The sequence below is a fragment of the Microcoleus sp. Aus8_D2 genome, assembly GCF_036702665.1.
Taxonomy (GTDB): Bacteria; Cyanobacteriota; Cyanobacteriia; order Cyanobacteriales; family Microcoleaceae; genus Microcoleus.
On the sequence record NZ_JAUBUN010000010.1, the window covers coordinates 67,674 to 90,355 of the forward strand.

Annotated in this window: 24 protein-coding genes and 1 pseudogene; 17 read left to right on the forward strand and 8 right to left on the reverse strand. The window is 46.4% G+C overall.

Going from position 1 to position 22,682, the window contains the following annotated elements; all coding sequences use genetic code 11:
- Positions 1 to 464: 464 nt before the first annotated feature.
- The gene (locus tag QUB64_RS10475) at positions 465 to 1,016 is read right to left on the reverse strand and encodes a DNA-binding protein (protein ID WP_333265506.1); all 552 of its coding nucleotides are present in this window, start codon (positions 1,014 to 1,016) and stop codon (positions 465 to 467) included.
- Positions 1,017 to 1,161: 145 nt separating this feature from the next.
- Between QUB64_RS10475 and folD the strand changes: the two genes are divergently transcribed.
- Positions 1,162 to 2,037: a bifunctional methylenetetrahydrofolate dehydrogenase/methenyltetrahydrofolate cyclohydrolase FolD gene (gene folD / locus QUB64_RS10480; RefSeq protein WP_333265504.1), complete on the forward strand. Its 876-nt coding sequence runs from the start codon at positions 1,162 to 1,164 to the stop codon at positions 2,035 to 2,037.
- A 138-nt stretch (positions 2,038 to 2,175) separates the two neighbouring features.
- Here folD and QUB64_RS10485 read toward each other — a convergent pair whose 3' ends face one another.
- Together QUB64_RS10485 and QUB64_RS10490 are read right to left on the reverse strand one after the other, a co-directional pair.
- Positions 2,176 to 2,940 (reverse strand): class I SAM-dependent methyltransferase, encoded by a 765-nt coding sequence (locus QUB64_RS10485; protein ID WP_333265502.1) that lies wholly within the window; start codon positions 2,938 to 2,940, stop codon positions 2,176 to 2,178.
- A 269-nt stretch (positions 2,941 to 3,209) separates the two neighbouring features.
- Positions 3,210 to 3,698 (reverse strand): GNAT family N-acetyltransferase, encoded by a 489-nt coding sequence (locus QUB64_RS10490; protein ID WP_333265500.1) that lies wholly within the window; start codon positions 3,696 to 3,698, stop codon positions 3,210 to 3,212.
- Positions 3,699 to 3,809: 111 nt separating this feature from the next.
- Between QUB64_RS10490 and QUB64_RS10495 the strand changes: the two genes are divergently transcribed.
- The 3 genes from QUB64_RS10495 (at position 3,810) to QUB64_RS10505 (ending at position 6,272) form a co-directional block, all read left to right on the forward strand.
- A complete protein-coding gene (locus QUB64_RS10495; protein ID WP_333265498.1) occupies positions 3,810 to 4,706 on the forward strand; it encodes a LysR family transcriptional regulator in 897 nt (298 codons plus the stop codon).
- Between the two features lie 163 nt (positions 4,707 to 4,869).
- Entirely contained in the window at positions 4,870 to 5,799 is a 930-nt protein-coding gene (gene crtE, locus QUB64_RS10500; RefSeq protein WP_333265943.1) for a geranylgeranyl diphosphate synthase CrtE, read from the forward strand.
- 14 nt (positions 5,800 to 5,813) lie between these two features.
- On the forward strand, positions 5,814 to 6,272 hold the full coding sequence (locus QUB64_RS10505) for a divergent PAP2 family protein (protein ID WP_333265941.1): 459 nt from the start codon (positions 5,814 to 5,816) through the stop codon (positions 6,270 to 6,272).
- 294 nt (positions 6,273 to 6,566) lie between these two features.
- Here the strand turns inward: QUB64_RS10505 and QUB64_RS10510 are convergent, their stop codons facing one another.
- Positions 6,567 to 7,070: a YbjN domain-containing protein gene (locus QUB64_RS10510; protein WP_333265496.1), complete on the reverse strand. Its 504-nt coding sequence runs from the start codon at positions 7,068 to 7,070 to the stop codon at positions 6,567 to 6,569.
- A 261-nt stretch (positions 7,071 to 7,331) separates the two neighbouring features.
- Here QUB64_RS10510 and QUB64_RS10515 point away from each other — a divergent pair, with 261 nt between their 5' ends.
- Positions 7,332 to 8,579: an RNA-guided endonuclease InsQ/TnpB family protein gene (locus QUB64_RS10515; protein WP_333265494.1), complete on the forward strand. Its 1,248-nt coding sequence runs from the start codon at positions 7,332 to 7,334 to the stop codon at positions 8,577 to 8,579.
- Between the two features lie 153 nt (positions 8,580 to 8,732).
- On the opposite strand, the gene QUB64_RS10520 is transcribed toward QUB64_RS10515, so the two are convergent.
- A complete protein-coding gene (locus QUB64_RS10520; RefSeq protein ID WP_333265492.1) occupies positions 8,733 to 9,638 on the reverse strand; it encodes a ferritin-like domain-containing protein in 906 nt (301 codons plus the stop codon).
- A gap of 26 nt (positions 9,639 to 9,664) precedes the next feature.
- Positions 9,665 to 9,910 carry a hypothetical protein gene (locus QUB64_RS10525; RefSeq protein WP_333265490.1) on the reverse strand — a complete coding sequence of 82 codons (246 nt, stop codon included), beginning with the start codon at positions 9,908 to 9,910 and terminating at the stop codon, positions 9,665 to 9,667.
- 194 nt (positions 9,911 to 10,104) lie between these two features.
- Between QUB64_RS10525 and QUB64_RS10530 the strand changes: the two genes are divergently transcribed.
- The gene (locus QUB64_RS10530) at positions 10,105 to 10,506 is read left to right on the forward strand and encodes a fasciclin domain-containing protein (RefSeq protein WP_333265938.1); all 402 of its coding nucleotides are present in this window, start codon (positions 10,105 to 10,107) and stop codon (positions 10,504 to 10,506) included.
- A gap of 223 nt (positions 10,507 to 10,729) precedes the next feature.
- Here QUB64_RS10530 and QUB64_RS10535 read toward each other — a convergent pair whose 3' ends face one another.
- The gene (locus QUB64_RS10535) at positions 10,730 to 10,885 is read right to left on the reverse strand and encodes a hypothetical protein (RefSeq protein ID WP_333265488.1); all 156 of its coding nucleotides are present in this window, start codon (positions 10,883 to 10,885) and stop codon (positions 10,730 to 10,732) included.
- Positions 10,886 to 10,983: 98 nt separating this feature from the next.
- On the opposite strand from QUB64_RS10535, the gene QUB64_RS10540 reads away from it, so the two are divergent.
- From QUB64_RS10540 to QUB64_RS10590, 11 genes and pseudogenes are all read left to right on the forward strand, one after another.
- A complete protein-coding gene (locus tag QUB64_RS10540; protein ID WP_333265936.1) occupies positions 10,984 to 12,129 on the forward strand; it encodes a CobW family GTP-binding protein in 1,146 nt (381 codons plus the stop codon).
- A gap of 453 nt (positions 12,130 to 12,582) precedes the next feature.
- Positions 12,583 to 12,958: pseudogene (dtd, locus tag QUB64_RS10545) on the forward strand (D-aminoacyl-tRNA deacylase); the annotation flags it as partial.
- Between the two features lie 412 nt (positions 12,959 to 13,370).
- Positions 13,371 to 13,646 (forward strand): hypothetical protein, encoded by a 276-nt coding sequence (locus QUB64_RS10550; RefSeq protein WP_333265486.1) that lies wholly within the window; start codon positions 13,371 to 13,373, stop codon positions 13,644 to 13,646.
- Positions 13,597 to 14,835, forward strand: coding sequence for a HetZ-related protein (locus QUB64_RS10555; protein ID WP_333265484.1), 1,239 nt, complete (start codon positions 13,597 to 13,599; stop codon positions 14,833 to 14,835). Before QUB64_RS10550 ends, QUB64_RS10555 begins: the two co-directional genes overlap by 50 nt.
- A gap of 13 nt (positions 14,836 to 14,848) precedes the next feature.
- Entirely contained in the window at positions 14,849 to 15,016 is a 168-nt protein-coding gene (locus QUB64_RS10560) for a hypothetical protein (protein WP_333265482.1), read from the forward strand.
- A 469-nt stretch (positions 15,017 to 15,485) separates the two neighbouring features.
- Positions 15,486 to 16,244 carry a ZIP family metal transporter gene (locus QUB64_RS10565; RefSeq protein WP_333265480.1) on the forward strand — a complete coding sequence of 253 codons (759 nt, stop codon included), beginning with the start codon at positions 15,486 to 15,488 and terminating at the stop codon, positions 16,242 to 16,244.
- A gap of 374 nt (positions 16,245 to 16,618) precedes the next feature.
- The gene (locus tag QUB64_RS10570; RefSeq protein ID WP_333265478.1) at positions 16,619 to 19,102 is read left to right on the forward strand and encodes a bifunctional serine/threonine-protein kinase/ABC transporter substrate-binding protein; all 2,484 of its coding nucleotides are present in this window, start codon (positions 16,619 to 16,621) and stop codon (positions 19,100 to 19,102) included.
- Positions 19,103 to 19,429: 327 nt separating this feature from the next.
- Entirely contained in the window at positions 19,430 to 20,149 is a 720-nt protein-coding gene (locus tag QUB64_RS10575) for a PHP domain-containing protein (protein ID WP_333265476.1), read from the forward strand.
- Between the two features lie 26 nt (positions 20,150 to 20,175).
- Entirely contained in the window at positions 20,176 to 20,346 is a 171-nt protein-coding gene (locus QUB64_RS10580; protein WP_333265474.1) for a hypothetical protein, read from the forward strand.
- Positions 20,347 to 20,389: 43 nt separating this feature from the next.
- Positions 20,390 to 20,827: a XisH family protein gene (locus QUB64_RS10585; protein WP_333265472.1), complete on the forward strand. Its 438-nt coding sequence runs from the start codon at positions 20,390 to 20,392 to the stop codon at positions 20,825 to 20,827.
- A complete protein-coding gene (locus QUB64_RS10590; RefSeq protein WP_333265470.1) occupies positions 20,815 to 21,147 on the forward strand; it encodes a XisI protein in 333 nt (110 codons plus the stop codon). Before QUB64_RS10585 ends, QUB64_RS10590 begins: the two co-directional genes overlap by 13 nt.
- 266 nt (positions 21,148 to 21,413) lie before the next feature.
- Here the strand turns inward: QUB64_RS10590 and QUB64_RS10595 are convergent, their stop codons facing one another.
- Positions 21,414 to 22,580 carry a CO2 hydration protein gene (locus tag QUB64_RS10595; RefSeq protein ID WP_333265468.1) on the reverse strand — a complete coding sequence of 389 codons (1,167 nt, stop codon included), beginning with the start codon at positions 22,578 to 22,580 and terminating at the stop codon, positions 21,414 to 21,416.
- Positions 22,581 to 22,682: the final 102 nt, after the last annotated feature.

Below are 22,682 nucleotides of genomic sequence, written 5' to 3' on the forward strand. Positions count from 1 at the left end.
AGGGGCGGGTTCACCCTCATCTGTAATAAAAACGAAAAACCTCGTAAACCCGCCCCGGCAGAGATTTTGTTTCACCAGTCATTCGTCAGTAGTCATTCGTCAGTAGTCCGGCCGTCATCAGGAATTCGTCATTCGTCAGTAGTCCGGCCGTCATCAGGAATTCGTCATTCGTCAGTAGTCCGGCCGTCCTGCCGTCAAGCGTGAAGTCGTCAAGCGTGAAGTCGGAAGAAGTTGTGGTAGGGGCGGGTTCACCCTCATCTGTAATAAAAACGAAAAACCTCGTAAACCCGCCCCGGCAGAGATTTTGTTTCACCAAATCTGTAATAAAAACGAAAAACCTCGTAAACTCGATCGCATTTCAGCATAAACAAACAGACGCACAGCGCGATCGCACAACTACAAACCTTTGAGTGTTATGAAATGGACGTACTTAATTATTGAAAAAAATTAGCATCTTCCTATTTTTATTTATTTGCCGCTGGAGTGCGATTTAATTGTTCCATTTCCTCGACATAAACTTCACCTAAATCCTTGCCTGCCAACTCCTTCAGGGTAATACTCTTGTAGCGGACTTCTCCCTTGAGCAACACTTCATCGCCAAGCTGGGGCAAATCTTGCTTAGTTAAAATCCAAATTTTACCAGTACCGTCTTGAAGTTGATAAGCCGCATTCCCCACAAACGGAGCGCGATTTTCCACCTTTCCCCGGAGATAAACTTCACCATCGACTTGGCGCTTTTGTTGAATGTCGCCAATGCTAGCAACATTAAAACCAAGATTGAGTTGAGACATGGGTAAATTGCCACAACTGAGCAAACCGCTGGTAAGTATTAGCAAGAAAGAGCCTATGGAGAATCTTTGAACCCAAGCTTGCTTAGGAATGAGAATTAAATAACTTGCAATTTTGATTGTTATTGTGGGATGGGCGTCTCGCCCCTCCAGAAGGGGCGGGCGAGACGCCCACCCCACAGGCTTATGCAAATTATTTAATTCACGATCCTTAATTTCAGTAGTCATTGGTCAACTGATTGGAGATGGGAGATACGACTTACTTTAACAGAATCCCCAGAGTCGATCGCCAGAGCCGAAATTTCTCTAGTGCAATCCTTGACAGCGATTAAGCTAAAATCTAAAATCGTCAGCCCCTAACCCAGAGTCTACAATGGATGCCAAAACTGCTCAAATACTAGATGGCAAAGCTTTAGCGACAAAGATTCAAAGCGAGCTGAGCGATCGAGTCCGCGCCCTACAGCCCCAGATTGGGCGTCCTCCGGGACTTGCGGTGCTGATGGTGGGCGACAACCCAGCCAGCGCAGCTTACGTGCGCAACAAAGAGCGAGCCTGCGCTAAGGTTGGCATAGCTTCCTTTGGCCAGCATTACCCAGCCAACGCGACTCAAGCGGAACTCGAACTTGCAATTCATGCACTCAACGAGGACGATCGAGTAGACGGCATTTTAGTGCAACTACCGCTACCAGAACACTTAGATGCAATTTCGCTGCTGTACCAAATTGCTCCCGATAAAGACGCTGACGGACTTCACCCTATAAATTTAGGCCGCTTGGTGCGCTCAGAGCAAGGTTTGCGCAGTTGTACTCCCGCCGGAGTGATGCGGTTATTGCAGGAATATCAGATTGATTTGAAAGGAAAAAATGCTGTTGTTTTGGGACGCAGTATTTTGGTGGGTAAACCGATGGCGCTGATGCTGTTAGAAGCAGATTGTACAGTGACAGTAGCTCATTCGCGGACGCAAAACCTAGAATCGATTACCAGCCAAGCCGATATTCTAATCGCCGCCGTCGGCCGCACAGAAATGATTGCAGCTAATATGGTAAAACCGGGAGCAGTAGTAATTGATGTCGGTATTAACCGCGTCGTGAATCCAGACGGTACTAGCCGTTTGGCCGGAGATGTAGATTTTGATGCTGTTAAAACAGTAGCCGAATTTATCACGCCGGTGCCCGGAGGAATCGGGCCGATGACTGTCGCTATGTTGTTGGAAAATACGGTGTCGAGTTATACGCTGTCGCGCATTTAAATTTCATATTCGGGGCGGGCTGGTGACTCGTGCCCACCCCACTGATGGTTGGATTGATGGTTGATACACAAGGCATAAAACTACCAGTGGCGGACGAATATAATTCGCTACCATACTGGCTAATTCTGCTTGCGCGGACTATTGCTTGACAGCAACAACGCGAATTCGGCGATAATCTGCACTCCAATGACCGTCGCGGTAAAGGGTGGGCCGCAAACGTTCTTCAACTGCGAGAATTGCGCGCGATCGCACTTTCTCAGACAACCCCGATAAAAACCCGCCAGCAAACATCTCAATCCAATTTACCATGCCAGCGCTGCCCTCTTCTAGAAGAGTTGGGCGATCGAACAAAACCGCATAACTCACCTCAAAACCATGCTTTTCCAGCAGAAGAGCATACTCGCCAATACTCGGAAAATACCAAGGATTAAGCGCTTCAGGCTCCTCGCAGCCAATTTCTGACAAAACACTCAAAAGTGCACGAGCGATCGCCCCCACATTCCCCTTACCGCCAAACTCAGCAACAAAACGTCCCCCCGGCTTCAGCGCTTTTTTCACGCAATTAATCACAGCATCCGGCTGCTTAATCCAGTGCAAAACCGCATTAGAAAACACAGCATCTAACGGCTCTTCCACTTGAAAATTTCTCGCATCCGCTGCCGCAAAGCTAATGTGAGGATAGTTAACTTTTGCCGTGGAAACCATAGCCAAAGATGAATCAATACCTTGCACAAAAGCACCGCTGCGAGCAATTTTTTCCGTTAACTGTCCCGTACCGCAGCCCAAATCCAGAATTTCTTCTCCTGCTTTGGGAGCGAGTAACTCCAACAGCGATTCGCCGTACTGCCAAACAAAAGCATGATTTCCCTCATAAAGAGCTGTATTCCAAGAATCTTGTGACATTTGATACCCCTCAATTTGTAAGTTACATTGACTTTATTTGCCGCAGAATAACATATAGCGCTCCTCAGTTAATGACTTCTCTTCTCTTCTGTCCTCTTCGTGTCCTAGCGCTAACGTGCCTGCGCGGTTCGTTAAAAAAAACCTCCTTCACATATTAATATGACTGACGCATGGGTAGCTAGAAACCCGGTTTCTACCTATCTTTCTGGTTACTAAACGTATTTCTCGTAGAAACCGGGTTTCTGAGACGAGCACGGTTCGTGATTCAATTATTTCCCAGCAAGTAGAGCAATCGCCTCCCCCTCAATGCGACAAACCCTAATATTTTCCAAAATCCGTGCTCCCTGCTTTTGATAAAAAGCAATTCCCGGCGGATTCTTAGCATTAACAGTCCATTCAATCCGCCCGCAATTAGTGGATTCAGCAATTTGTGCCAAATGTTTCAACAAAGCTGTACCGACTCCCATACCGCGCAGAGGAGCTTGCACAAATAAATCATCCAGCCAAAGACACCGCTGCGTCAATAAACTTGAATAGGAAGCATAAAAAAGAGCAAATCCTACGGCTGTGCCTGCAACTTCAGCCAACAATACCCGCACTAGCTGAGGCTGGCAAAACAACGCTTCCTGCAATCGCTCTGCTGTTGCTGCTAACAGATTTATAGCTCCATCGAACTCGCTTTTTTGCGCGACAAAAGCCAGAATTGATTCCAAATCTGCGAGCTCTGCTTCTCTGATTCTGATATCCAAATTAGCCATTGTTTGATTCTCAATCTCACCTATTAATCACTGTATGAAATCTGATTATCAATGTCCAATATATTTTTAAGTAACAACTTATACTTTTAAAATATTAATGATTGGGGAGTTATGGAACTGCGACATTTGCGTTACTTTATTGCCGTTGCAGAGGAACTGAATTTCACTCGCGCAGCGGAAAGACTGCACATGGCTCAACCTCCGCTGAGCCAACAAATTCAGCATTTGGAGGCAGAGTTGGGATTTCAACTTTTTCGCCGCACCAAGCGGACGGTGCAGCTAACCGCAGCGGGAGAGGTTTTTTTTGAGGAATCGCAGAAAATTTTGCAGCAAGTCGATCGCGCAATTCAACTCGGCAAACAGACAAGCCGCGGCGAACTCGGCCAACTGACTGTAGGCTTTGTGAGCTCGGCCGCGCACAATGTAGTTCCAGCAATTTTGCAGGCGTTTCGCACTAGGTGTCCCGCCGTCAAACTCGAACTGCACGAACTGACGACAAACGAACAGTTGCAGCGGTTGCGGTTCGGGCAAATTGATATCGGCTTCGTGCGTGGGCCGATCGAGGAAGATGCCATAAATTCAGAAATTGTTTTCCGAGAACCTCTGATCGTGGCGCTGCCAGAAACGCATTATTTAGCCGATTCAGGGGCTTTTGTGGAATTGTGCGAACTTTCTGCCGAACCGTTTATCTTGTTTCCGCGTTCCCTGGCTCCGGGATTGTACGATCCGATCGTCAGTCTGTGTCTGCAAGCCGGTTTTAGCCCGATCGCCGGTCAAGAAGCGATTCAAATGCAGACAATTATCAGCTTGGTAGCCGCCTCCATGGGAGTGGCGATCGTCCCGGCATCGATGCAAAATTTCCAGCGCAGCGGCGTTGTTTACAAATCTTTGCCAGAATCAACCTGCATGGTGGCGATCGCCCTAATTTGGCGCAGCAATCCCACGGCAGCGGTGCAGCGGTTTTTGGAAGTCGCCAGACACAGTGGCGGATTTGAGATTGAGGGCTAATTTGACTAAAGTTATCAAAACTCAAAGATTTTCTGTGCAACAACACCCGTAGAATAATTAATTGATGCTCAGACTTCGGGCAACCACCGCCGCAAAAGTCGGCGCGATCCGAGCCGAACAACTCAAAGTATCCCCAGTCACATTAAGTACAAGAGAGCAAGGGATGGTATTTACAGCAACAGAAATGGATTCGTCCCAACCGGAATCCGCTTTCGACTTATCTACTTACTTAGTCGAGCAAAAAAAGGCGATCGACGTAGCTCTCGACAGTGCACTACCGGTCATCTACCCAGAGAAAATTTACGAAGCCATGCGCTACTCGCTGCTAGCGGGAGGTAAACGGCTGCGTCCAATCCTGTGTCTGGCTAGCTGCGAACTGATTGGCGGCACTGCATCTATGGCAATTCCCACGGCTTGCGCTTTGGAAATGATTCATACAATGTCGCTAATTCACGACGATTTGCCGGCAATGGACAATGACGACTACCGCCGCGGCAAACTGACGAACCACAAAGTCTATGGCGAGGATATAGCTATCTTGGCTGGCGATGGTTTGTTGACCTATGCTTTTGAATTTATCGCCACTCAAACTCAGAACGTACCCCCCCATCTGGTGTTGCAGACGATCGCCCATTTGGCGCGCGCATCGGGCGCTGCTGGACTTGTAGGCGGTCAGGTGGTTGACTTGGCATCGGAAGGAAAAACAGATGTTTCTCTAGAAACTTTGAATTACATTCACGCTCACAAAACTGGCGCGCTGTTAGAAGCTTGCGTAGTTTGTGGGGGAATTTTGGCTGGGGCTTCGGCTGCGGATTTGCAGCGGCTGTCTCGTTTTGCTAAGAATATTGGGCTGGCTTTCCAGATAATTGATGACATTCTGGATATTACTGGTACTCAAGAAGAATTGGGCAAAAGTGCTGGGAAAGATGTTCAAGCCGGAAAGGTGACTTATCCGAGTTTGTGGGGAATTGAAGAGTCTCGGCGTCAAGCCAAACAGCTTGTTGCTGATGCTAAGTCTCAACTGGCAGTGTTTGGGAGCAAAGCTCTACCGCTGTTGGGAATCGCCGATTATATTACCAGCCGCAGTAACTAGAAATGTCAAACACTATGCAGGAAATTTGCAGCGGCATCTTGCACAACCAGATTCTGGTGGTTGCTTTGATCGCTTGTCTGTCGGCTCAGGTATTGAAGTTGCCGATCGAATTAATCAAAAATCGCAAGTTTAATCTGCGGTATTTGGTAACAACGGGGGGAATGCCTAGTTCTCATTCGTCTTTTGTGGGCGCTTTGGCTACTGGAGTCGGACAAACGATGGGATGGGAAAGTCCAGAGTTTGCGATCGCTGCGATCTTTGCAATTATTGTCATGTACGACGCTGCTGGAGTCCGCCAAGCTGCGGGAAAGCAAGCTCGCATTCTCAACCAAATTATCGACGAGTTTTTTGAGGAAGACCACAACCTTAATGAAGCTCGGCTCAAAGAGTTGCTGGGACACACTCCTTTTCAAGTGCTCGTCGGTTTGGGGCTGGGAATCGCTATTTCTTGGATCGCAGGGCCTGCATATTAGTCATTAGTTAACTAATGACTAATGACTAATGACTAATGACTAATGAGAGTTGGACGTTCACGAGCGGGGATAGCACTTCTAATGAGTAATGACTAATGAGTAATGACTACCCTTCGGCTTCGCTCTTCGGGCGAGATGAGTAATGACTAATGACTAATGACCAGCCTTCGGCTTCGCTCTTCGGCTAAAATGACTAATGACCAGCCTTCGGCTTGCTTCGGCTACGCGGTTATCGAGCGAAGTCGAGATACAGCACCAGTCGCTCTTCGGCTAAAATGACTAATGACGGCAGGACTACTGACCAAATTCTGCTTGCAGCAAGTCGTCGTTGTCATCGGCGATGGTGGCGACAATAGTAATAGCGCGAGAAATTTCCCCTGTGGAGATTTCGGCCATTGTCCGAGTTGATATTACCGCAACTTGGTTGTCAACGATCGCAAAATGAGACTCCAAAGTAGACAGCCAATTCATTTCTAGCAGTTTCCGCATTAACTGAGCTTCATTCTTGGCCGGCAACTGAAGCACAAAAGCCCAAACAGTCAAAGTATCATTTTCGGTTTCGCCCGTGAGTTGCACGAACACTTCAACGCTACCGTACTTAAATTTCCAAAGATGCCCGCCAGCTTCATTTTGACCGACCATGACTTTTTGGTCTACAGCCATGCTGGCAATCACAGTTTCAATTTCTTCAGCATAGGTTACTGCTGTGGCTGTTTCGACCTGCTCGGAGGCGATCGCGCTTTCACTCGATAGGCTTTCTGCGGAAGTTGTTTGTAGGTTCGGCTCGCTGTTAGTCATGATCTATATTTAAGAAAAGTATTCCAATAATCTTTACCAATACAGTTTACCTCGAAGCAGCAGAATGCCCCCATCATAATCTTTGATTTGGTGGGGGATGAATGCGAGTGAGTTGAGGAGGATTGCTTGACCGATGCTGAACGTAGTGAAACAGGGGAAAGCAATCATGACGAAACGAACAAATTCTTAATGGTAACTTTATACACATTGTCGAAACCTGTGTTACCATGAATGTAGAAACACGGTACAAATTCCAGGCTAATGTACAAAGCAGTCAAAGTCAGAATTTATCCCAGTCCAGAGCAGGAGCAATATCTTGCCCAATGTTTCGGTAATTGCAGATGGTTGTATAACCGAATGCTGCACTTGACAACCGAAGGATACAAGGATACTGGGAAAGGTCTGAGCAAAGCTGCAATGGATAAGTTGCTACCCGATTTGAAGCGTGAATTTGAATGGTTGGGACTGGCTTATTCTCAATCATTGCAACGGGTCACATTCAATCTCAGCAGTGCGTTTGTCAATTTTTTTGAGGGCAGAGCCAAGTATCCGACTTTCAAGAAAAGAGGAGCAAAACAAAGCGTTGGGTATCCTCAGAATGTCTTGCTCAACGTCGCGGAAAAATCGCTCAAATTCCCGGGTACATTGGGAACCGTCCGAACCAAATTTCATCGTGACTTGCCAACGGGTAAGCAAGGTTGCGTGACTGTTTCAATGAACAGCGATGGCACCTACTTTGCATCAATCTTGTTTGAAGTATCCCAAGAGACAATTCAACCGGGCAATAGTGCAATCGGCGTAGATCTTGGATTGAAAGATTTCGCGATCGCGTCTGATGGCAATAAACACAATCAATCCAAACGAGTCAAACGCAAGTTGCAAAAGCTGGAACGCAATCAGAAACGCAAACAGCGTAAACTTGCGAAGAAAACGGGAACCAGTAATCGTAGAAAAGCGAAAAAACTGGTTGCTAAAGTCACTGGCAAAATTGCCAGAATCCGCGAAGATTTTCTCCATAAGCTATCCCGCAAGATAGTCAACGAAAACCAAGTGATTGTGGTGGAAGATCTAGCAGTCAAGAACATGGTCAAGAATCCCAACTTAGCCAGAGCGATTTCTGAACAAGGATGGGGAATGTTTCTCACCATGCTCAAATACAAAGCTCAAGAGTGCGATCGTAATTATGTTGAAATCAACAGATTCTTTCCTTCTTCTCAGTTGTGCGCTGAAACGTTGCTACCGATCCCGATGCTTCAGAAAGGATTTGATAGCTTGAATGTTCGGTTTGTAGACTGTCCTCACTGCGGACAAAAACACGATCGCGATATCAATGCTGCGATCAATATCAGAAATGAAGGCTTGCGGATTTTGGCGTTAGGAACTAGCGCTGCTGCCATCGGAGGGAATGTCAGACCAAAGCGATCTGCGGGACGTAAAAAATCCACGATTGTAGAGGCAATTCCCACTGAGGATGGAAGCCTACACCATACTGTGATTCAGTTGGAGTAGGTAGTTCACTTCCTATTTAGGACTTACCAAAATAGGACTGATAGGATTTGGGATTTGGGATTTTAGATTAAAGAATTGGGTATCACTTAAATAATGACTGGTTCCCAGGCTGTGCCTGGGAACCCATATCCTGAGGCTCTGCCTCATCTTGATCTAAGCCTTGGGCTTAGCAGCCGCGGGCTTCTTCTCAATGGGTTTTAATCCATTGAGGAACATCGGCACAAATTTCTCCACAAATGCCTGCGGGTCTCGGTTCCAGGCGCGTTGAGCTACATTGACTCTGGTCATTTGCAAGTCCGGGGCGAGCAGGGTGGCCGGCAAGCGTTCCATCAGGTATTGCGGACGTTCCCACAGAGGCATGGTGTTAGCAATGTCCACCAACCGGGTGACGCGACGCAGTTCTGCTCCCAGCATGATATCCATTCCCGATGCAAATGCTGCTTGTTCGATCGCCGCATACTTGCGTTTTGCCTGTTCCACCTTCTCGCGGTGTGCGGGACTCTTCGCAGCAATTTCGCCCAGCAAGCGGTTGCCCCAGCGGACGTGACCAGCTTCTTCGGGAAAAATCTTTTCGATGGTTTCGCGGATTCTGACGTTTTCGTCGGTTTGGGGAGCATTTTTGAGGGCGTGGATGTGGGCTGAGAAATACTCGCATCCCCGCTTCTCGGTGACGTTAATCGCCGCTAGGGAAGAAATCACAAAATCTTCGCGGTCTTTGGTAGGGTCTTGTTGCTCGCTGTCGAACAACCGTTCAAATTCGTCAATGTAAGATACACCCGGTGGCTTCCCAATGCTACAGCCCATGTCTACTAGCAAGTCGGTGAGCCACATGGCGTGCCGCGCTTCGTCGGAAATGTGCCGGGAAAGGTCGCGCACGAGTTCGGGCGGGTTACCGTCTAGCTGCTCGATCAAGTCGGTGAGGTCTTTGCAACTGCGCTGTTCGCTGAAGCGGTAGCGGTTGAGCGTGATTAAGTGGATTTCGCGATCGCGCACCACTTGACTTAAAATCTCGCGCGCTCCCATACCGTTGCGAAGCTTGCGGGGATAGGCAACTGTCATGTTTGTATGTTGTTTTGTAAATATACCTATATAAGTGTAACGCAGTTTTTGAGAGCACCAATTCCCTCACCAGGCAGAAAGTTGCTGGGGCGCAGGCCGTTGAGATTGGGATTTTGGGGCACAGTTTCCATAAATCGCAGATTACAGGCGGAGCTAGATCTTGAATCTTGTGACAATTTAGTCACAAGGTCGATCGCCCTGCATTTACGTTTAACACCGCGCTGGGGCGATCGCCAATTGTGCGATCGGCTGACCAATGTATTTAGGAACACATTGTTTTGCTTAAAATACAATAAAAGTGGGATAAAATCATCTACCTTTAGATAGTTATTCTCTGAATTTTTGTTATAAAAATATCTGGCTATTTATATCAGAAAAACTGACGGAACAAGAGGAACATTTAGGTAGCAAAATTAACTTTTTAGCGTTATATTGATTTATGGAATACAAAACCTAGGTGACTCACTTGGCTGACATCGTTGATACCGCCGTTTCGGCCGGCTCTTTTACAACCCTAGTTGCTGCCGTCCAAGCTGCTGGTTTAGTAGATACTCTCAAAGGCGCTGGGCCCTTCACAGTTTTCGCACCTACAGACGAAGCTTTTGCTAAGCTTCCCGAAGGTACTGTAGAAGCACTGCTTCAGGACATTCCTAAGCTTACAAAAATCTTGACTTATCATGTCGTTGCTGGCAAAGTCATGGCTGCTGATGTAGTCAAGCTGACATCTGCCCCGACAGTTGAAGGTTCTGAAGTGAAGATTGATGCTTCCAATGGCGTCAAAATCAATGATTCTACCGTTACCACAGCCGACGTTGCTGCTGATAATGGCGTCATCCACATCATCGATGCAGTCTTGCTTCCTGCGTAAGCAAAGATTTAGATAGCGCGATACTATCTTGAGGGCGGTGGCTGTTGTTAGCCACCGCCCTGTTTTAGTTGATCGGTAGAAGGAATTCGAGAAATGGAAGTCGGAAGAAGATATACACGGCAAGTTTTTTAGCGTTCCGTATTTTACTTTTAATTCAGTGTATTTACTTAATTGAAAAATAAATATTTTACCCAGCTCGATAATTTAAATTATTTTAAAATTATTATATAGCAGCGGAAATTGGTCGATCGCACTTGCGTCCGTCTGCCCCAAATTTGTCGCCGCTGGATTTACCACAAAAACAGGCTGCAAGCCAATAGCCTTCGTACTCTGGGGCCCATTTGCGGTTGATGCGTAGATGCCATGCCGCCAAACCCACAATTTCTGCCAGAAACCGGGTTGATGGGGGCTGGGCTTAAATAAGATACAATGAGAAACACAAGGAAAGTGCGATCGACATTATTTGACAGTCAAGCTATGCAATCTACAACTCAGTCCGAGACAGAAACGGCGATGGACGCTCCCAAACACGGATTGCCCGTTACAATCATTACAGGATTTCTCGGCAGCGGCAAAACAACCCTGCTCAACCACATCCTGACCAACCAGCAAGGTTTGAAAACAGCAGTTTTGGTCAATGAATTTGGCGAAATCGGCATCGACAACGAACTGATTGTCACCACAGACGACAACATGGTCGAGCTGAACAACGGCTGCATCTGCTGCACGATTAACGAAGATTTAGTGAACGCAGTTTACAAAGTTTTAGAACGTCAAGAAAATCTCGATTATCTAGTAGTCGAGACCACCGGACTCGCCGACCCGCTGCCAGTAGCGATGACTTTTTTAGGCACAGAACTGCGCGACATGACCCGTCTAGATTCAATAGTTACAGTAGTAGACGCAGCCAACTACAGCTTAGATTTGTTCAACTCAGAAGCAGCCTACAGTCAAATAGCTTACGGCGATATTATTATTCTCAACAAAACAGATTTGGTTGAAGAAGCAGATTTAGATTTGTTGGAAGTTAAGATTCGCGATGTCAAACAAGGTGCTAGAATTCTGCGAACAGTAAAATCGCAAGTTCCCCTGCCGCTAGTGCTCAGCGTCGGATTGTTTGAATCTGACAAATATTTCCAATCTGAGGAAACTTCTAGCAGTCACAAACATCACGACCACGAACATCACGAACATCACGACCACGAACATCACGACCACGAACATCACGAACATCACGACCACGAACATCACGACCACGAACATCACGATCGCGCCCATCACGACCACTCCGGCCATTTAGAAAATGACGGATTTACCTCAATTTCCTTCCAAAGCGACAAGCCGTTTTCTTTGAGGAAATTTCAATATTTCTTAGACCACCAAATGCCAACCAACGTGTTTCGCGCCAAAGGGATTATGTGGTTTGACGAAAGTCCGAAACGGCATATATTTCACTTGAGCGGCAAGCGATTTTCAATGGATGACGACCAGTGGAAAGGTGAACCCAAAAACCAGCTTGTTCTCATCGGTCAGGGTTTGGATACCGAGACTTTGCGATCGCAAATCGAAAACTGTCTCTGTATGGCTTCACCCAATCGCGGCAAAGGTTTTGGGAAAAACTAAAAGTGGAAAATTAAACAGAGAGACTTAGCTGCAAAAACCAAGATATAAAGGTTTGTAGTGAGGAATGCGAGTCCGCATTATCAGAGGACTAAAGTCCTCACTACAAACCGATGTTAATTATGGTCTTTTGAGGGGACATGATATTACTCTTAAAAAGGACTTAAGCAGGGTGGCCAGAAACCGGGTTTTTTCCAACAAAACTGCATCAAAGCCTTTAATGCTGGTGAAAAACCCGGTTTCTCTAGTCATTGATGCGTCTAGGACTGTTGAAAACGGAAGTTTACCTGATGATTGTGAGTTTTTAATTTAAATATTTTTGATTTATAGCAATCGCCACAGCAGTGAGGAAATAAATCACCTGATGAATAGAGCCTATAGCCCATAGCATAAACGGTTTGATTTCCGTACTATGCAACTGTCAACTGTCCACTCTCAACCGTCCACTGCTATAAAATGCGAGTCATCATCCAGCGAGTCAAATCATCTCAAGTCCAAGTTAACGGTGAAATTGTCGGAAAAATCGGCTGCGGACTCAACTTGCTTGTCGGTATTGCGGATACCGACACCGAAGCAGAACTCGACTGGATGGCTCGGAAATGCCTAGAATTGCGTTTGTTTCCCGACTCGGCCAGCGACGGCGGCCGCTGGGACAAATCCGTACAAGACATCGGCGGCGAGTTGCTGGTTGTCAGTCAGTTTACGCTGTACGGCGACTGTCGCAAAGGTCGGCGCCCTTCGTTCGATCGCTCTGCCGCCCCAGAAACCGCCGAAAAACTTTATGCAAAATTTGTCGAAAAGTTGCGCTCTTGGCGGCTTAAAAGTCGAAACAGGGTTGTTTGGAGCCACGATGCAAGTCTCTATAGATAATGACGGCCCAGTCACTTTGGTGTTGGAGAGAGAATCCGGGTGAATTGTTTGACAGGCCTATCTGTACATCTCTTCTCTTGTCTTCCTTCGTGTCCTTAGCGTCTTCGCGGTTCCTTCAAAAAAAGCCGTTGCGCGTTTTACCAAGATCGAATTTGCAAATTCACCGGGTTTCCCAACCGCTGTGGCGTAGCTTCTGAAGACATTGCAGTTAGCTACATTCTGCCGACTCTCAATTCCACAATCTCCAACGCCGAAAACCCCCTCAAAAGGCCAGTTGGTAAATTGTCCACTCAGCGGCCCCGGAACACCGTCCATCTTTGTCGCGATCGCCCTACCAGAATTACAGCTCAGAATGCTTGTACTGTAAGGCTTTAATGACAATAAAACCAATCTTTCACAACCAGCGCTTAGAATCAGATTCAGCAGCCAAAAACTGTTGCATGAGAGAGTGGAACACTGGCATCACTGCGATTATCTCTACTTCCCTATATTCAATGTATAGAGAGTTGAATCAGCACAGCAAGCGAAACCGCCAGCAACTGTCGCCTCACTCCCTGACAAATGTCCTCGCCCACTCTACGCTACTACCCGATAAACGCCATGACTGTCAAAACTGCCACCAACACCGTCAACTGCAACACCGCTTCTAGCCTCAACTTCATTCCCGCCACCTCCATCGAACAAACCGCCGAAATCAATACAGTGTCAAGCATCGATGTCCTGGCTTTAGCTGAATTCGCCCTCAAAGAATTGCAAGCAGAAATGAAAACTGCCAGCCGCAGCGCTCAAGCAGTGGCGATGCGGATTGCTAAGGAAGTCGAACGGATTTGCCAAAAAAGCGATCGCATCCAAATTTCCGGCGAAGTTGAAGCTTGGCAAATCACCTTGGCCGAACACCGGTTGCAAAAAACTCTGGAATTCTACCGCCTCGGTTCCAAACAAGGCCGCGTCCAACTGCACTCTCACCTCGCATCGATGATTTACCGTCATGTTGCTTCCTTCCGCTCGAACTTGAACTTCCAAGCTCGCTACAACATGATTGAAGACTTTTTGCAAGGCTTTTACATCGAAGCTTTGCGCGCCTTCCGCCGCGAACACCAACTGGATCTCAACTACACTCCCCGCACCCAGATTGAATTGGCTGAGTACATGGCTTTCACCGAACAATACGCCAAGCGCCAAATCGGCTTACCCGGCCGCAACCGCCAACGCCTGATCGTGCTTCGCGCTCAAGGATTTGCCAAGGGCCAACCTCCTGAAACTGCGATCGACATTGAAATGGCTGTAGAATCCGGCAAGGGAGAAGAAGCAGAAATGTACAGCCGTTCTCCGGCGCTGCAACAAGTCCGCGAACAAATGGTTTCGGAAACTGTCGATCCGGCTGATGCTGTGCTGCGCGATCGAGTAGTCGCTGAATTGATTGCTTATCTGGAATCGCAAAATCAGCCAGAATGTGTTAGCTACCTAACTTTAAAACTGCAAGACCTTTCTGCTTCTGAAATCGATCGCGTGCTCGGTTTGTCTGCCCGCCAGCGCGACTACTTGCAACAACGGTTTAAGTACCACGTCGAAAAATTTGCCCGCACTCAAAACTGGAAACTCGTTCACGAATGGCTGGGTGCTGATGTGGATCAAAAGCTGGGCATGAATTCCGACAAATGGGAAGCATTTCGCGCTCAACTGTCGCCCGAACAACAACAACTGTTAGCAATGAAGCGCAATCAAGAAAGCGACAAGGCGATCGCCACTGCGATCAAATGCACCCCCAAACAAGTCCAAAAACGCTGGGCGCAACTGTTGGATCTGGCAAGCCAGACTCGCAACAGCACTCAAGCATAACGGGTGATCCAACATGAACGCAACTGTTTTATTGAGACTGGAAAATGCGATCGGGTGCGGCACCGGAACTGGAATGCCCGCCCCGCAGTCCGCTCTCAAATCTACCAGCGCTGCTCAATTATTACCCAAATTATCGCCGCTTTTCGGCAAATTCAATTTATTAAAACAACATTATTTTTAATATTTTTTATTCCCAGGTCATGCCTGGATTTTTTTTGGGTTATTATTCATCATATTTTATCTAAAAAAACCACACAGTAAAATAGGTTCGTAGTGAGGACTTCAGTCCGCATCAAATGAGAGAGGACAGAATTACTAAATACGAAACTATACAGTAAAATAGGTTCGTAGTGAGGACTTAATTCCGCATCAAATGAGAAAACACAGAATTACTAAATACGAAACTATACAGTAAAATAGGTTCGTAGTGAGGACTTAATTCCGCATCAAATTCAGAGGACTGAAGTCCTCACTACGAACGTATAAAGATGATTTTACCAAACGTGATGTGAGTGATTAATTATTAGAAATTGCGCGCTAGAAGGGGAGTACCTCCCTCGGTTGAAAACTGCTGTATTCGCTGTCTGCCCGCAATAAAAAATATATAATTTTTAGGCGGGCATAAAAACTTTTGCTTTGAGGTGCGGCTGATGTTTCCAGTGTGGTTGCAGGCAGGATTTTGGGGTTTAGTGGGCGGTTCGGCGCTGCTGCTGGGAGCGGCGGTGGGTTACTTTGTGAGGATTCCCCAGCGGGCGATCGCCACAATTATGGCTTTTGGCGCCGGTGTGTTGATTTCGGCGCTATCTTTTGAATTGATGGATGAAGCTTACAAGCGCGGCGGTTTCGACTCGACGGCGATCGGCTTTGTGGGCGGCGCTGCTGTGTACACCGCCGCCAATTGGTTTTTGAGCCAGCAGGGAGCAAAACACCGCAAGCGATCGGGCTCTTTGCACCCTGCTAAAACAGAATCAAGCGATAGCGGATTGGCGATCGCCCTCGGCGCGCTGTTAGACGGAATACCGGAGTCGATCGTCATTGGCGTCAGCATGATTTCTGGAGGCGCTGTCAGTTGGGTGACAGTAGCGGCAATTTTTCTCTCCAACATTCCGGAAGGACTCTCCAGCGCCGCCGGTATGAAAAAAGCAGGAAGATCGATCGGCTACGTTTTTGGAGTTTGGGGGGCGATCGCAGTTATTTCCGGTATCGCAGCATTTTTAGGATATGCGGTTTTCAGTCACTTTTCTTCCGAAGTAATCGCCGCCACTACCGCCGTAGCTGCGGGCGGTATTTTAGCAATGATTTCAGATACCATGATTCCCGAAGCATTCGAGGAAACTCACGATTTTGCTGGTTTAATTACTGTCTGCGGGTTTTTAGCTGCTTTTGTTCTTAGCAAGTTAGGGGAATGATAATTAATTAGTCCTTAGTCCTTAGTCATTAGTCCTTAGTCCTTAGTCATCAGTCATTAGTCCTTAGTCCTTAGTCCTTGTAGTTTCCAAGCCACTTGCCCGCCCGCTTTGCTGAGGGGAGGCGAAGGGTAGTCATCAGTCACCATTTATATAGTGTCCGCTCGATTAACCGCACTACAAACAGTTTTTTTAGGTAATCGATTGGAGATGATATTATTAGTAATTTACCAGATAAAATTAGTAAGTGCGGAAATTTATAGTGTTTTTGAGAGCGACAAAGACAAATTTGATATACTATCAAGCTGTAGGTGGCAGCGAAAAAGCTTATAATCAACATTAAATATCGCAGCCAGTCAAGAGGTGTTGGAAAATCTATGTCAGTGAACTTAGGGCAGATCCTGCACGAAAGCTACCAAATTATCGCTTTGTTGGGATGCGGAGGGTTTGCGAGAACCTACACGGCTAACGATCTCAGCAGACCGGGAAATCCCCTGTGCGTTGTTAAAGAAATTCCTTTTCCCCAATCGAACGATCCGCGCGTCTTGGAGATGGCAAGGAGGCGATTTGAAATGGAAGCTAGCGCTTTGCGCCGTCTGGGGAATCACCCCTGCATTCCCAATTTATTCGCTTGCTTTGAAGAAAACAACTATTTTTACTTGGTTCAAGAATACATAGAAGGAACTCCGCTCAACGAAGAACTTGCTGCGCGCAAGTTGACGGAGCAAAATACCGTTGTTTTTTTGCGGGAAGTTCTGGAAATATTAAAATCTGTCCATCAAGAAAATATTATTCACCGCGACATTACACCTTCTAACTTAATGCGGCGCCAAACAGATCGAAAAATTGTTTTGATTGATTTTGGGGCGGTTCAAGAAATCAGCACTTTTACGACTAACTCTACAGGTGAAATATTGACATCGCAGGCGATCGGCACCAGCGGTTATATGCCGGCAGAACAATACAATGCCCGGTCTGTCCCGCAACCCTACAACGACATTTACGCCGTAGGAATTATCGCCATCCAAGCTCTCACCGGCCAACGTCCCACCAATCTGCCGCAAGACCCCCAAACTTGTGAAATTGTCTGGGATTATTCAATGCCCGATCGCCCTGCACTACAAGTTAGCGACCGTCTCAAAACTATTTTAACCAAGATGGTGCGCTTCCACTTTCAAGAGCGGTACCAATCTGTTGCAGAAGTTTTACAAGACTTGGATTTGGCAGATCGAGTTGTGCAAGACTTGAATTCGCCGCCGACAAACCCAAACTCCCAGTTACTCAAAGCTTGGCGGATATTATTGTGCGATCGCAATCGCAGGCGTGCGCTGTTAGGCGTTGGGGGTATTGCGGCTGGATTGGCGATCGTACTTTTAATCCGCATAATTTCCCCGCCATCCGCCACGCCTAAACCCTCTCCAGAAATTGTAGCCGAAAAAACACCAATCTCCGCGCCTACACCCTCCGCAGATGGTGTAAGTTCTGGTGAAAAACTACTAACCTCTGCCGTTTGGTCAAAACAAAGGGGAATAAATGAATTTGCCGACAAAAATTATCCCGAAGCTTTAAAATTGCTCAAACAGTCCTGGAGAGAAGACCGCAGAGACCCAGAAACTTTAATTTACATCAACAATGCTCTGCTAGAGGCGATCGATGCAGAGTATTATACGATCGCGATCGTTGTCCCCATCCGCAGAAATCAAGACGGTAGCATCATCAACGCCAATTTAGCCGAAGAACTGCTGCGCGGCATTAGTCAAGCTCAAACCGAAGTTAATTTAGGTCTCCTGGCTGCAAACGACAGCAATAAAGATTTTCCCGGCCAAGGCTTTCTTGAACCAAAAGCTATTAAAGGCAAAGGTCTCAGAGTCATCATCGCAGATGATGGCAATATCAAATCCTACGCTGTGAAAAGAGCAAATTCTCTCGTGGCTCAACCCGATATTTTAGCAGTAATCGGACACTACACCAGCGACATGACAGTGGAAACAGTAGATATTTACGATCGAAATAAACTGGTCGCTATTTCTCCGGGAAGTACCACAGAAGAACTAACGCGCAAACCTCGAAAATTCTTCTTTCGCACGGCTCCCACAACCAGCATAGAAGCTGAAGGTTTAGTCAATCAACTGCTGTCAGCAGCTCAAAAAAAAGTTACCGTTTTTTACAATCCCAACAGTCCCTTTAGCGCTTCTTTGTGGGAAGAACTCAAAAAGCAATTTGAAGCCCAAGGAGGCTCTACTTCTAGACTCGCTAATTATTACGACTTATCTAAAAATGATTTTAACGCCGAAGCAGCAATTAAAGAAGTTGAGAAATCCGGAAAAACAGCCATAGCTCTCATTCCCGACGGTCAAGTTACTAAGGCTGTCGAAAATGCGATCGATATGATTAAAGCTAACAACGATCGCAATTGGATTGTCGGGCCTTGGACGCTGTACGAACCGCGAACTTTAGAAGTAGCAAAACAGCTAAAATCCGTTGACAAACTCGGCATATCCGTGTTTTGGCATCCCACAATCAGTTTTGACAAAAAGTTTCCACTCAATGCTGAAAAATTGTGGGGAGGCCCGGTTAATACTCGATCTGCCTTAACCTACGATGCCACTAAAACGCTAATTAAAGCCTTTGAAATGCAGGCAGAACCCAGCCGCGAAGGAATGCAAAAGACCTTAGCATCCCCTGATTTTAAAGCTGATGGAGCCACCGGTATAATTGAATTTGACTCGACGACGGGAAATCGAAAAAACCCTCCTAAACGAGTGGCGCACATTGTTCCGTGTTCTAAAGAACAATTTGGTGTTACCTTTGTGCCGATCGAGTTTCCGACAGCCGCTGCCGCAGGTTTAAAGTGCGACTAACCCTTCGCAGTACCTGTGGGTATCAGTGAGTATTCGTAGGGTGCGTCGCCATTTTTGAATCTTAAATTTAATCGAAAATCTCACGGCGACGCACCTTACATAGGATCGTGCAAACAACCCTTCGTTCACTCTCGCCCAACACTTGTTTCTTAAGCGATTGTCGCTTGGTGCGTCGCTGTAAGATTGTTGCTCTTTATCTAAGGGATTGCCGATGTATCCGCATCCTACGAATCTAACCCTTTGCAGTACCTGTGGGTATCAGCCCCCAACATTTAAAGAAAAAATTAGATATAGTGAACAAAGCTAGTTTTTTTTATAATAGCCCTTATGACGGTCGATCTCGCTCCCTCAACAACTTCTAGCCTAAAACCAGAAGCCCAGAATATCGCAGCACTCAAACAAGTCTTGCAGACGATTGATGCCGATAGCTGTCCGGGTTCCTATAACTTCCACATGCACACAGTCTATTCTGACGGTAGATTGCAGCCCGAGAAGTTGATGGAACTAGCCATAGCAGGTGGTTTGAAAGGCTTCGCTATCACCGATCACCACAGCGCTAAAGGCTACGCTCAAGCTCAAATTTGGCTGGATAACTGGAAATTAAAGCATCCCGACAGGACTACCGCAGCACCGAGTCTTTGGACGGGCGCTGAAATTAACGCTGAATTGCTCAACAACGACGTACACATTCTCGCTTACGCTTTCGATCCAGAACATCCCAGTCTCACACCTTACTTGCGAGGTAAAGCTACTGAAGGCCACGCTTCTTATTCCGCAGCCAGGGTAATTGAAGCGATTCAGGAAGCAGGAGGTTTAGCAGTTCTAGCACATCCTTGCCGGTATCGATCGACCGCAGAGAAACTCATACCAGAAGCAGCGCGTTTAGGCATTGACGGCGTAGAAATTTACTATGCTTATGCTAATCCCAATCCTTGGAAACCGAGTCCGAAACAAACTGCTTTAGTCAAGGATTTAGCTGAAACCTATGGTTTGCTGGGAACTTGCGGAACAGATTCTCACGGCCAAAGTCTTCTAGTCCGAATTTAGATAGTTCGGGAATTGGGAATTGGGAATTGGGAATTGGGAATTGGGAATTGGGAATTGGGAATTGGGAATTGGGAATTGGGAATTGGTGCGTGACAGTCGAAAGTCACAAGCCACAAGTCAAAGCTTTCTCGCTGTCACACACTCTACAAGCCAGATTCCGAACTCCAACTGTTATTCGGGTACGGAATCTGGGTTAAAATAGAATTATCCAGATATTAAACACAGCGAGTCAGTAAACCCGTGCTTGCTAAAGATATCTTTCACGAAGTCGTTAAAACCGCTCTCCAGAAAGATGGATGGGAAATTACTCACGATCCATACAACTTACAAGCAGGATCTCTAGAACTTTACATCGACTTGGGTGCCGAAAAAGTGCTGGCGGCCCAAAAAGATGGACAAAAAATTGCCGTAGAAATCAAAAGCTTTATTGGCCCATCCAAAATCTCTCTATTTTATACAGCTTTAGGACAATTTATTAGTTATCGAGCAGCTTTAGAAGAACAGGAAGTTGACCGAATTTTATATCTGGCAGTACCCAGTAATGTCTACGATAGTTTTTTTATAACGGGGTTTATCCGGTCTTTGGTTCAACAAAATCAAATCCATTTGATTATTTATAATACAGAGCAGGAGGCGATCCTCTTCGAGGGCTCCGCTAACGCACAATGGCAAATGTAGACCTTTACCGGCAGCACATCCAAAATCTGCTCTCCCAACACGCCAGTTTGGTTTGGGATGAGCGCATTCAGGCTCAAACTATCTTTGATACCGATCGCGATCGTTATCAATTGCTTTATGTGGGCTGGCGCAATCAGCATCGAATTTATGGCCCTGTTTTGCACTTGGATATTATAAACGATAAAATCTGGATTCAGCAGGATGGCACCGAGGTGGGTATTGCTAACGAACTTGTTGAATTAGGAGTTCCCAAACAAGATATTATACTGGCTTTTGACCCTCCTAACCTGCGACATCTAACTGAATTTGCAGTAGGATAAATTACGTTTTATCCATTTATAAAAATTGGTTCAACAAAACAATTATTAAGCGGAATGAAACGGAGGGTTGTTTGCTCATCCCATGTGTAAGGTGCGTCGCTATGAGATTGTCGATTAAATTCAGGGATTTTTAGTAGCGACACACCCTACGAATACTTTGGGAATTGGGAATTAGTCGTTAGTCATTAGTTATTACCAAACAACAAACAACAAACAACAACTGACAACTGTCAACTGTCAACTGTCAACTGTCAACTGTCAACTGACTAACGTTCCGGGAAAAGCTGACAAGCCCTGATAGTTGGCTGATTTGCCCAATCCAAACGAGAAGTGCCAAATCGATCCATCCAAGCTTCCAAATAAGCCCGATTAGCCTTTTTCTCCTCAGGAACGGAGGTATTCATGGGATGAGGTGCTAAACCGAAAATAGTCGCTGTCGTTACGCAAAACATCGACTTCTGAAAACTTTGGCAAATTTGCACGCGCAAATCATCTTCGCCGCGACAGCTAGTGCGGTAAATTTCGTGCAAATAATCGGGCAGAAAATGCCGCATATCTTGCATCAATTGAGTTGGCGGAATGCCTGCACCTCCGATGGGTAAAGGATCTGCAAACAAAGCCCCGTAGCTAAATTCTTTTTGTTCTACTGGGATTTGATGCGCTTGGGCGTTGTAGGAAACGGTGCCAAAAAAAGCTGTCCCCCGAAAGAAAACGGCTTCTACATAAGGTACTGCTACATCTGGTAAAAATGTCAAGTTGGCCGATGCGGGCAGGATATCGTAGACTTCGCCGCGAATCTTGACGCTGTAGGTGATTGGTATGCCGGCGGCACTTACTAAACCGGCTAAGACTAAATCTACTACGTCTGCGATCGACTTAATTGTACCGGCGTCGTAGCGATCGGACAAATCGATAAACAAATCGCTCATTACCCGCCAAAATTGACCTAAACCCGTGTAAAAAGCCAACATCCGCACTTGTTCCGGCAAAAACTCCGGGAATGCTTTGTGGAGTCCCTGCATTACAAAGTTGCCTTTTATTTTAGCTGCGATCGCCTTTTCGGCCAAATTGCTAAATTCTGGGGAATCAACATAAGCGTCCAAACCGCCGCCGCCGTGCCAAAGCATGGTTCTCATGCAATACTCAGCATACTCAAAATTAATGCGATCGTGCCACAAATAGCGCATTAATTTTGGGACTGTGACTTCTCCGTTGAAATATTTGAAAAACGGGAAAAGCACTAAAAATTGTTCTTCAGCGATGTAGTTGAGATTGCGGGAATAGGCGTCGAGAACTACACCGTAACTTTTGAGAATGCCGACCACTTCTACTAGATTTTCGGTAGATTCTGGCAGCAAAGCTTTGCCTGATTCTAAGATGTCAATGTAGGCGGCTAGAGGATGGGAAGACGGTTTTAATACGGTACTTGTCATTTGATTTCTACCTTGAATAACTATTTTATTACCGAGAAAATCTGAAGTCAGAGAAATGTTTGTAGTGAGGACTTTAGTCCTTATAAACTTCAGAGGACTAAA

Bases quoted from the DNA above. Each gene is read 5' to 3' on its own strand.
- QUB64_RS10575 (WP_333265476.1), top strand. From the start codon at position 19,430: ATGACGGTCGATCTCGCTCCCTCAACAACTTCTAGCCTAAAACCAGAA.
- folD (WP_333265504.1), top strand. From the start codon at position 1,162: ATGGATGCCAAAACTGCTCAAATACTAGATGGCAAAGCTTTAGCGACA.
- QUB64_RS10565 (WP_333265480.1), top strand. From the start codon at position 15,486: ATGTTTCCAGTGTGGTTGCAGGCAGGATTTTGGGGTTTAGTGGGCGGT.
- QUB64_RS10520 (WP_333265492.1), bottom strand. From the start codon at position 9,638: ATGACAGTTGCCTATCCCCGCAAGCTTCGCAACGGTATGGGAGCGCGC.
- QUB64_RS10555 (WP_333265484.1), top strand. From the start codon at position 13,597: ATGACTGTCAAAACTGCCACCAACACCGTCAACTGCAACACCGCTTCT.
- QUB64_RS10490 (WP_333265500.1), bottom strand. From the start codon at position 3,698: ATGGCTAATTTGGATATCAGAATCAGAGAAGCAGAGCTCGCAGATTTG.
- QUB64_RS10540 (WP_333265936.1), top strand. From the start codon at position 10,984: ATGCAATCTACAACTCAGTCCGAGACAGAAACGGCGATGGACGCTCCC.
- QUB64_RS10510 (WP_333265496.1), bottom strand. From the start codon at position 7,070: ATGACTAACAGCGAGCCGAACCTACAAACAACTTCCGCAGAAAGCCTA.
- QUB64_RS10475 (WP_333265506.1), bottom strand. From the start codon at position 1,016: ATGACTACTGAAATTAAGGATCGTGAATTAAATAATTTGCATAAGCCT.
- QUB64_RS10590 (WP_333265470.1), top strand. From the start codon at position 20,815: ATGGCAAATGTAGACCTTTACCGGCAGCACATCCAAAATCTGCTCTCC.
- QUB64_RS10495 (WP_333265498.1), top strand. From the start codon at position 3,810: ATGGAACTGCGACATTTGCGTTACTTTATTGCCGTTGCAGAGGAACTG.
- QUB64_RS10570 (WP_333265478.1), top strand. From the start codon at position 16,619: ATGTCAGTGAACTTAGGGCAGATCCTGCACGAAAGCTACCAAATTATC.
- QUB64_RS10515 (WP_333265494.1), top strand. From the start codon at position 7,332: ATGTACAAAGCAGTCAAAGTCAGAATTTATCCCAGTCCAGAGCAGGAG.
- QUB64_RS10595 (WP_333265468.1), bottom strand. From the start codon at position 22,580: ATGACAAGTACCGTATTAAAACCGTCTTCCCATCCTCTAGCCGCCTAC.
- QUB64_RS10485 (WP_333265502.1), bottom strand. From the start codon at position 2,940: ATGTCACAAGATTCTTGGAATACAGCTCTTTATGAGGGAAATCATGCT.
- QUB64_RS10560 (WP_333265482.1), top strand. From the start codon at position 14,849: ATGAACGCAACTGTTTTATTGAGACTGGAAAATGCGATCGGGTGCGGC.
- QUB64_RS10550 (WP_333265486.1), top strand. From the start codon at position 13,371: ATGACAATAAAACCAATCTTTCACAACCAGCGCTTAGAATCAGATTCA.
- QUB64_RS10505 (WP_333265941.1), top strand. From the start codon at position 5,814: ATGCAGGAAATTTGCAGCGGCATCTTGCACAACCAGATTCTGGTGGTT.
- crtE (WP_333265943.1), top strand. From the start codon at position 4,870: ATGGTATTTACAGCAACAGAAATGGATTCGTCCCAACCGGAATCCGCT.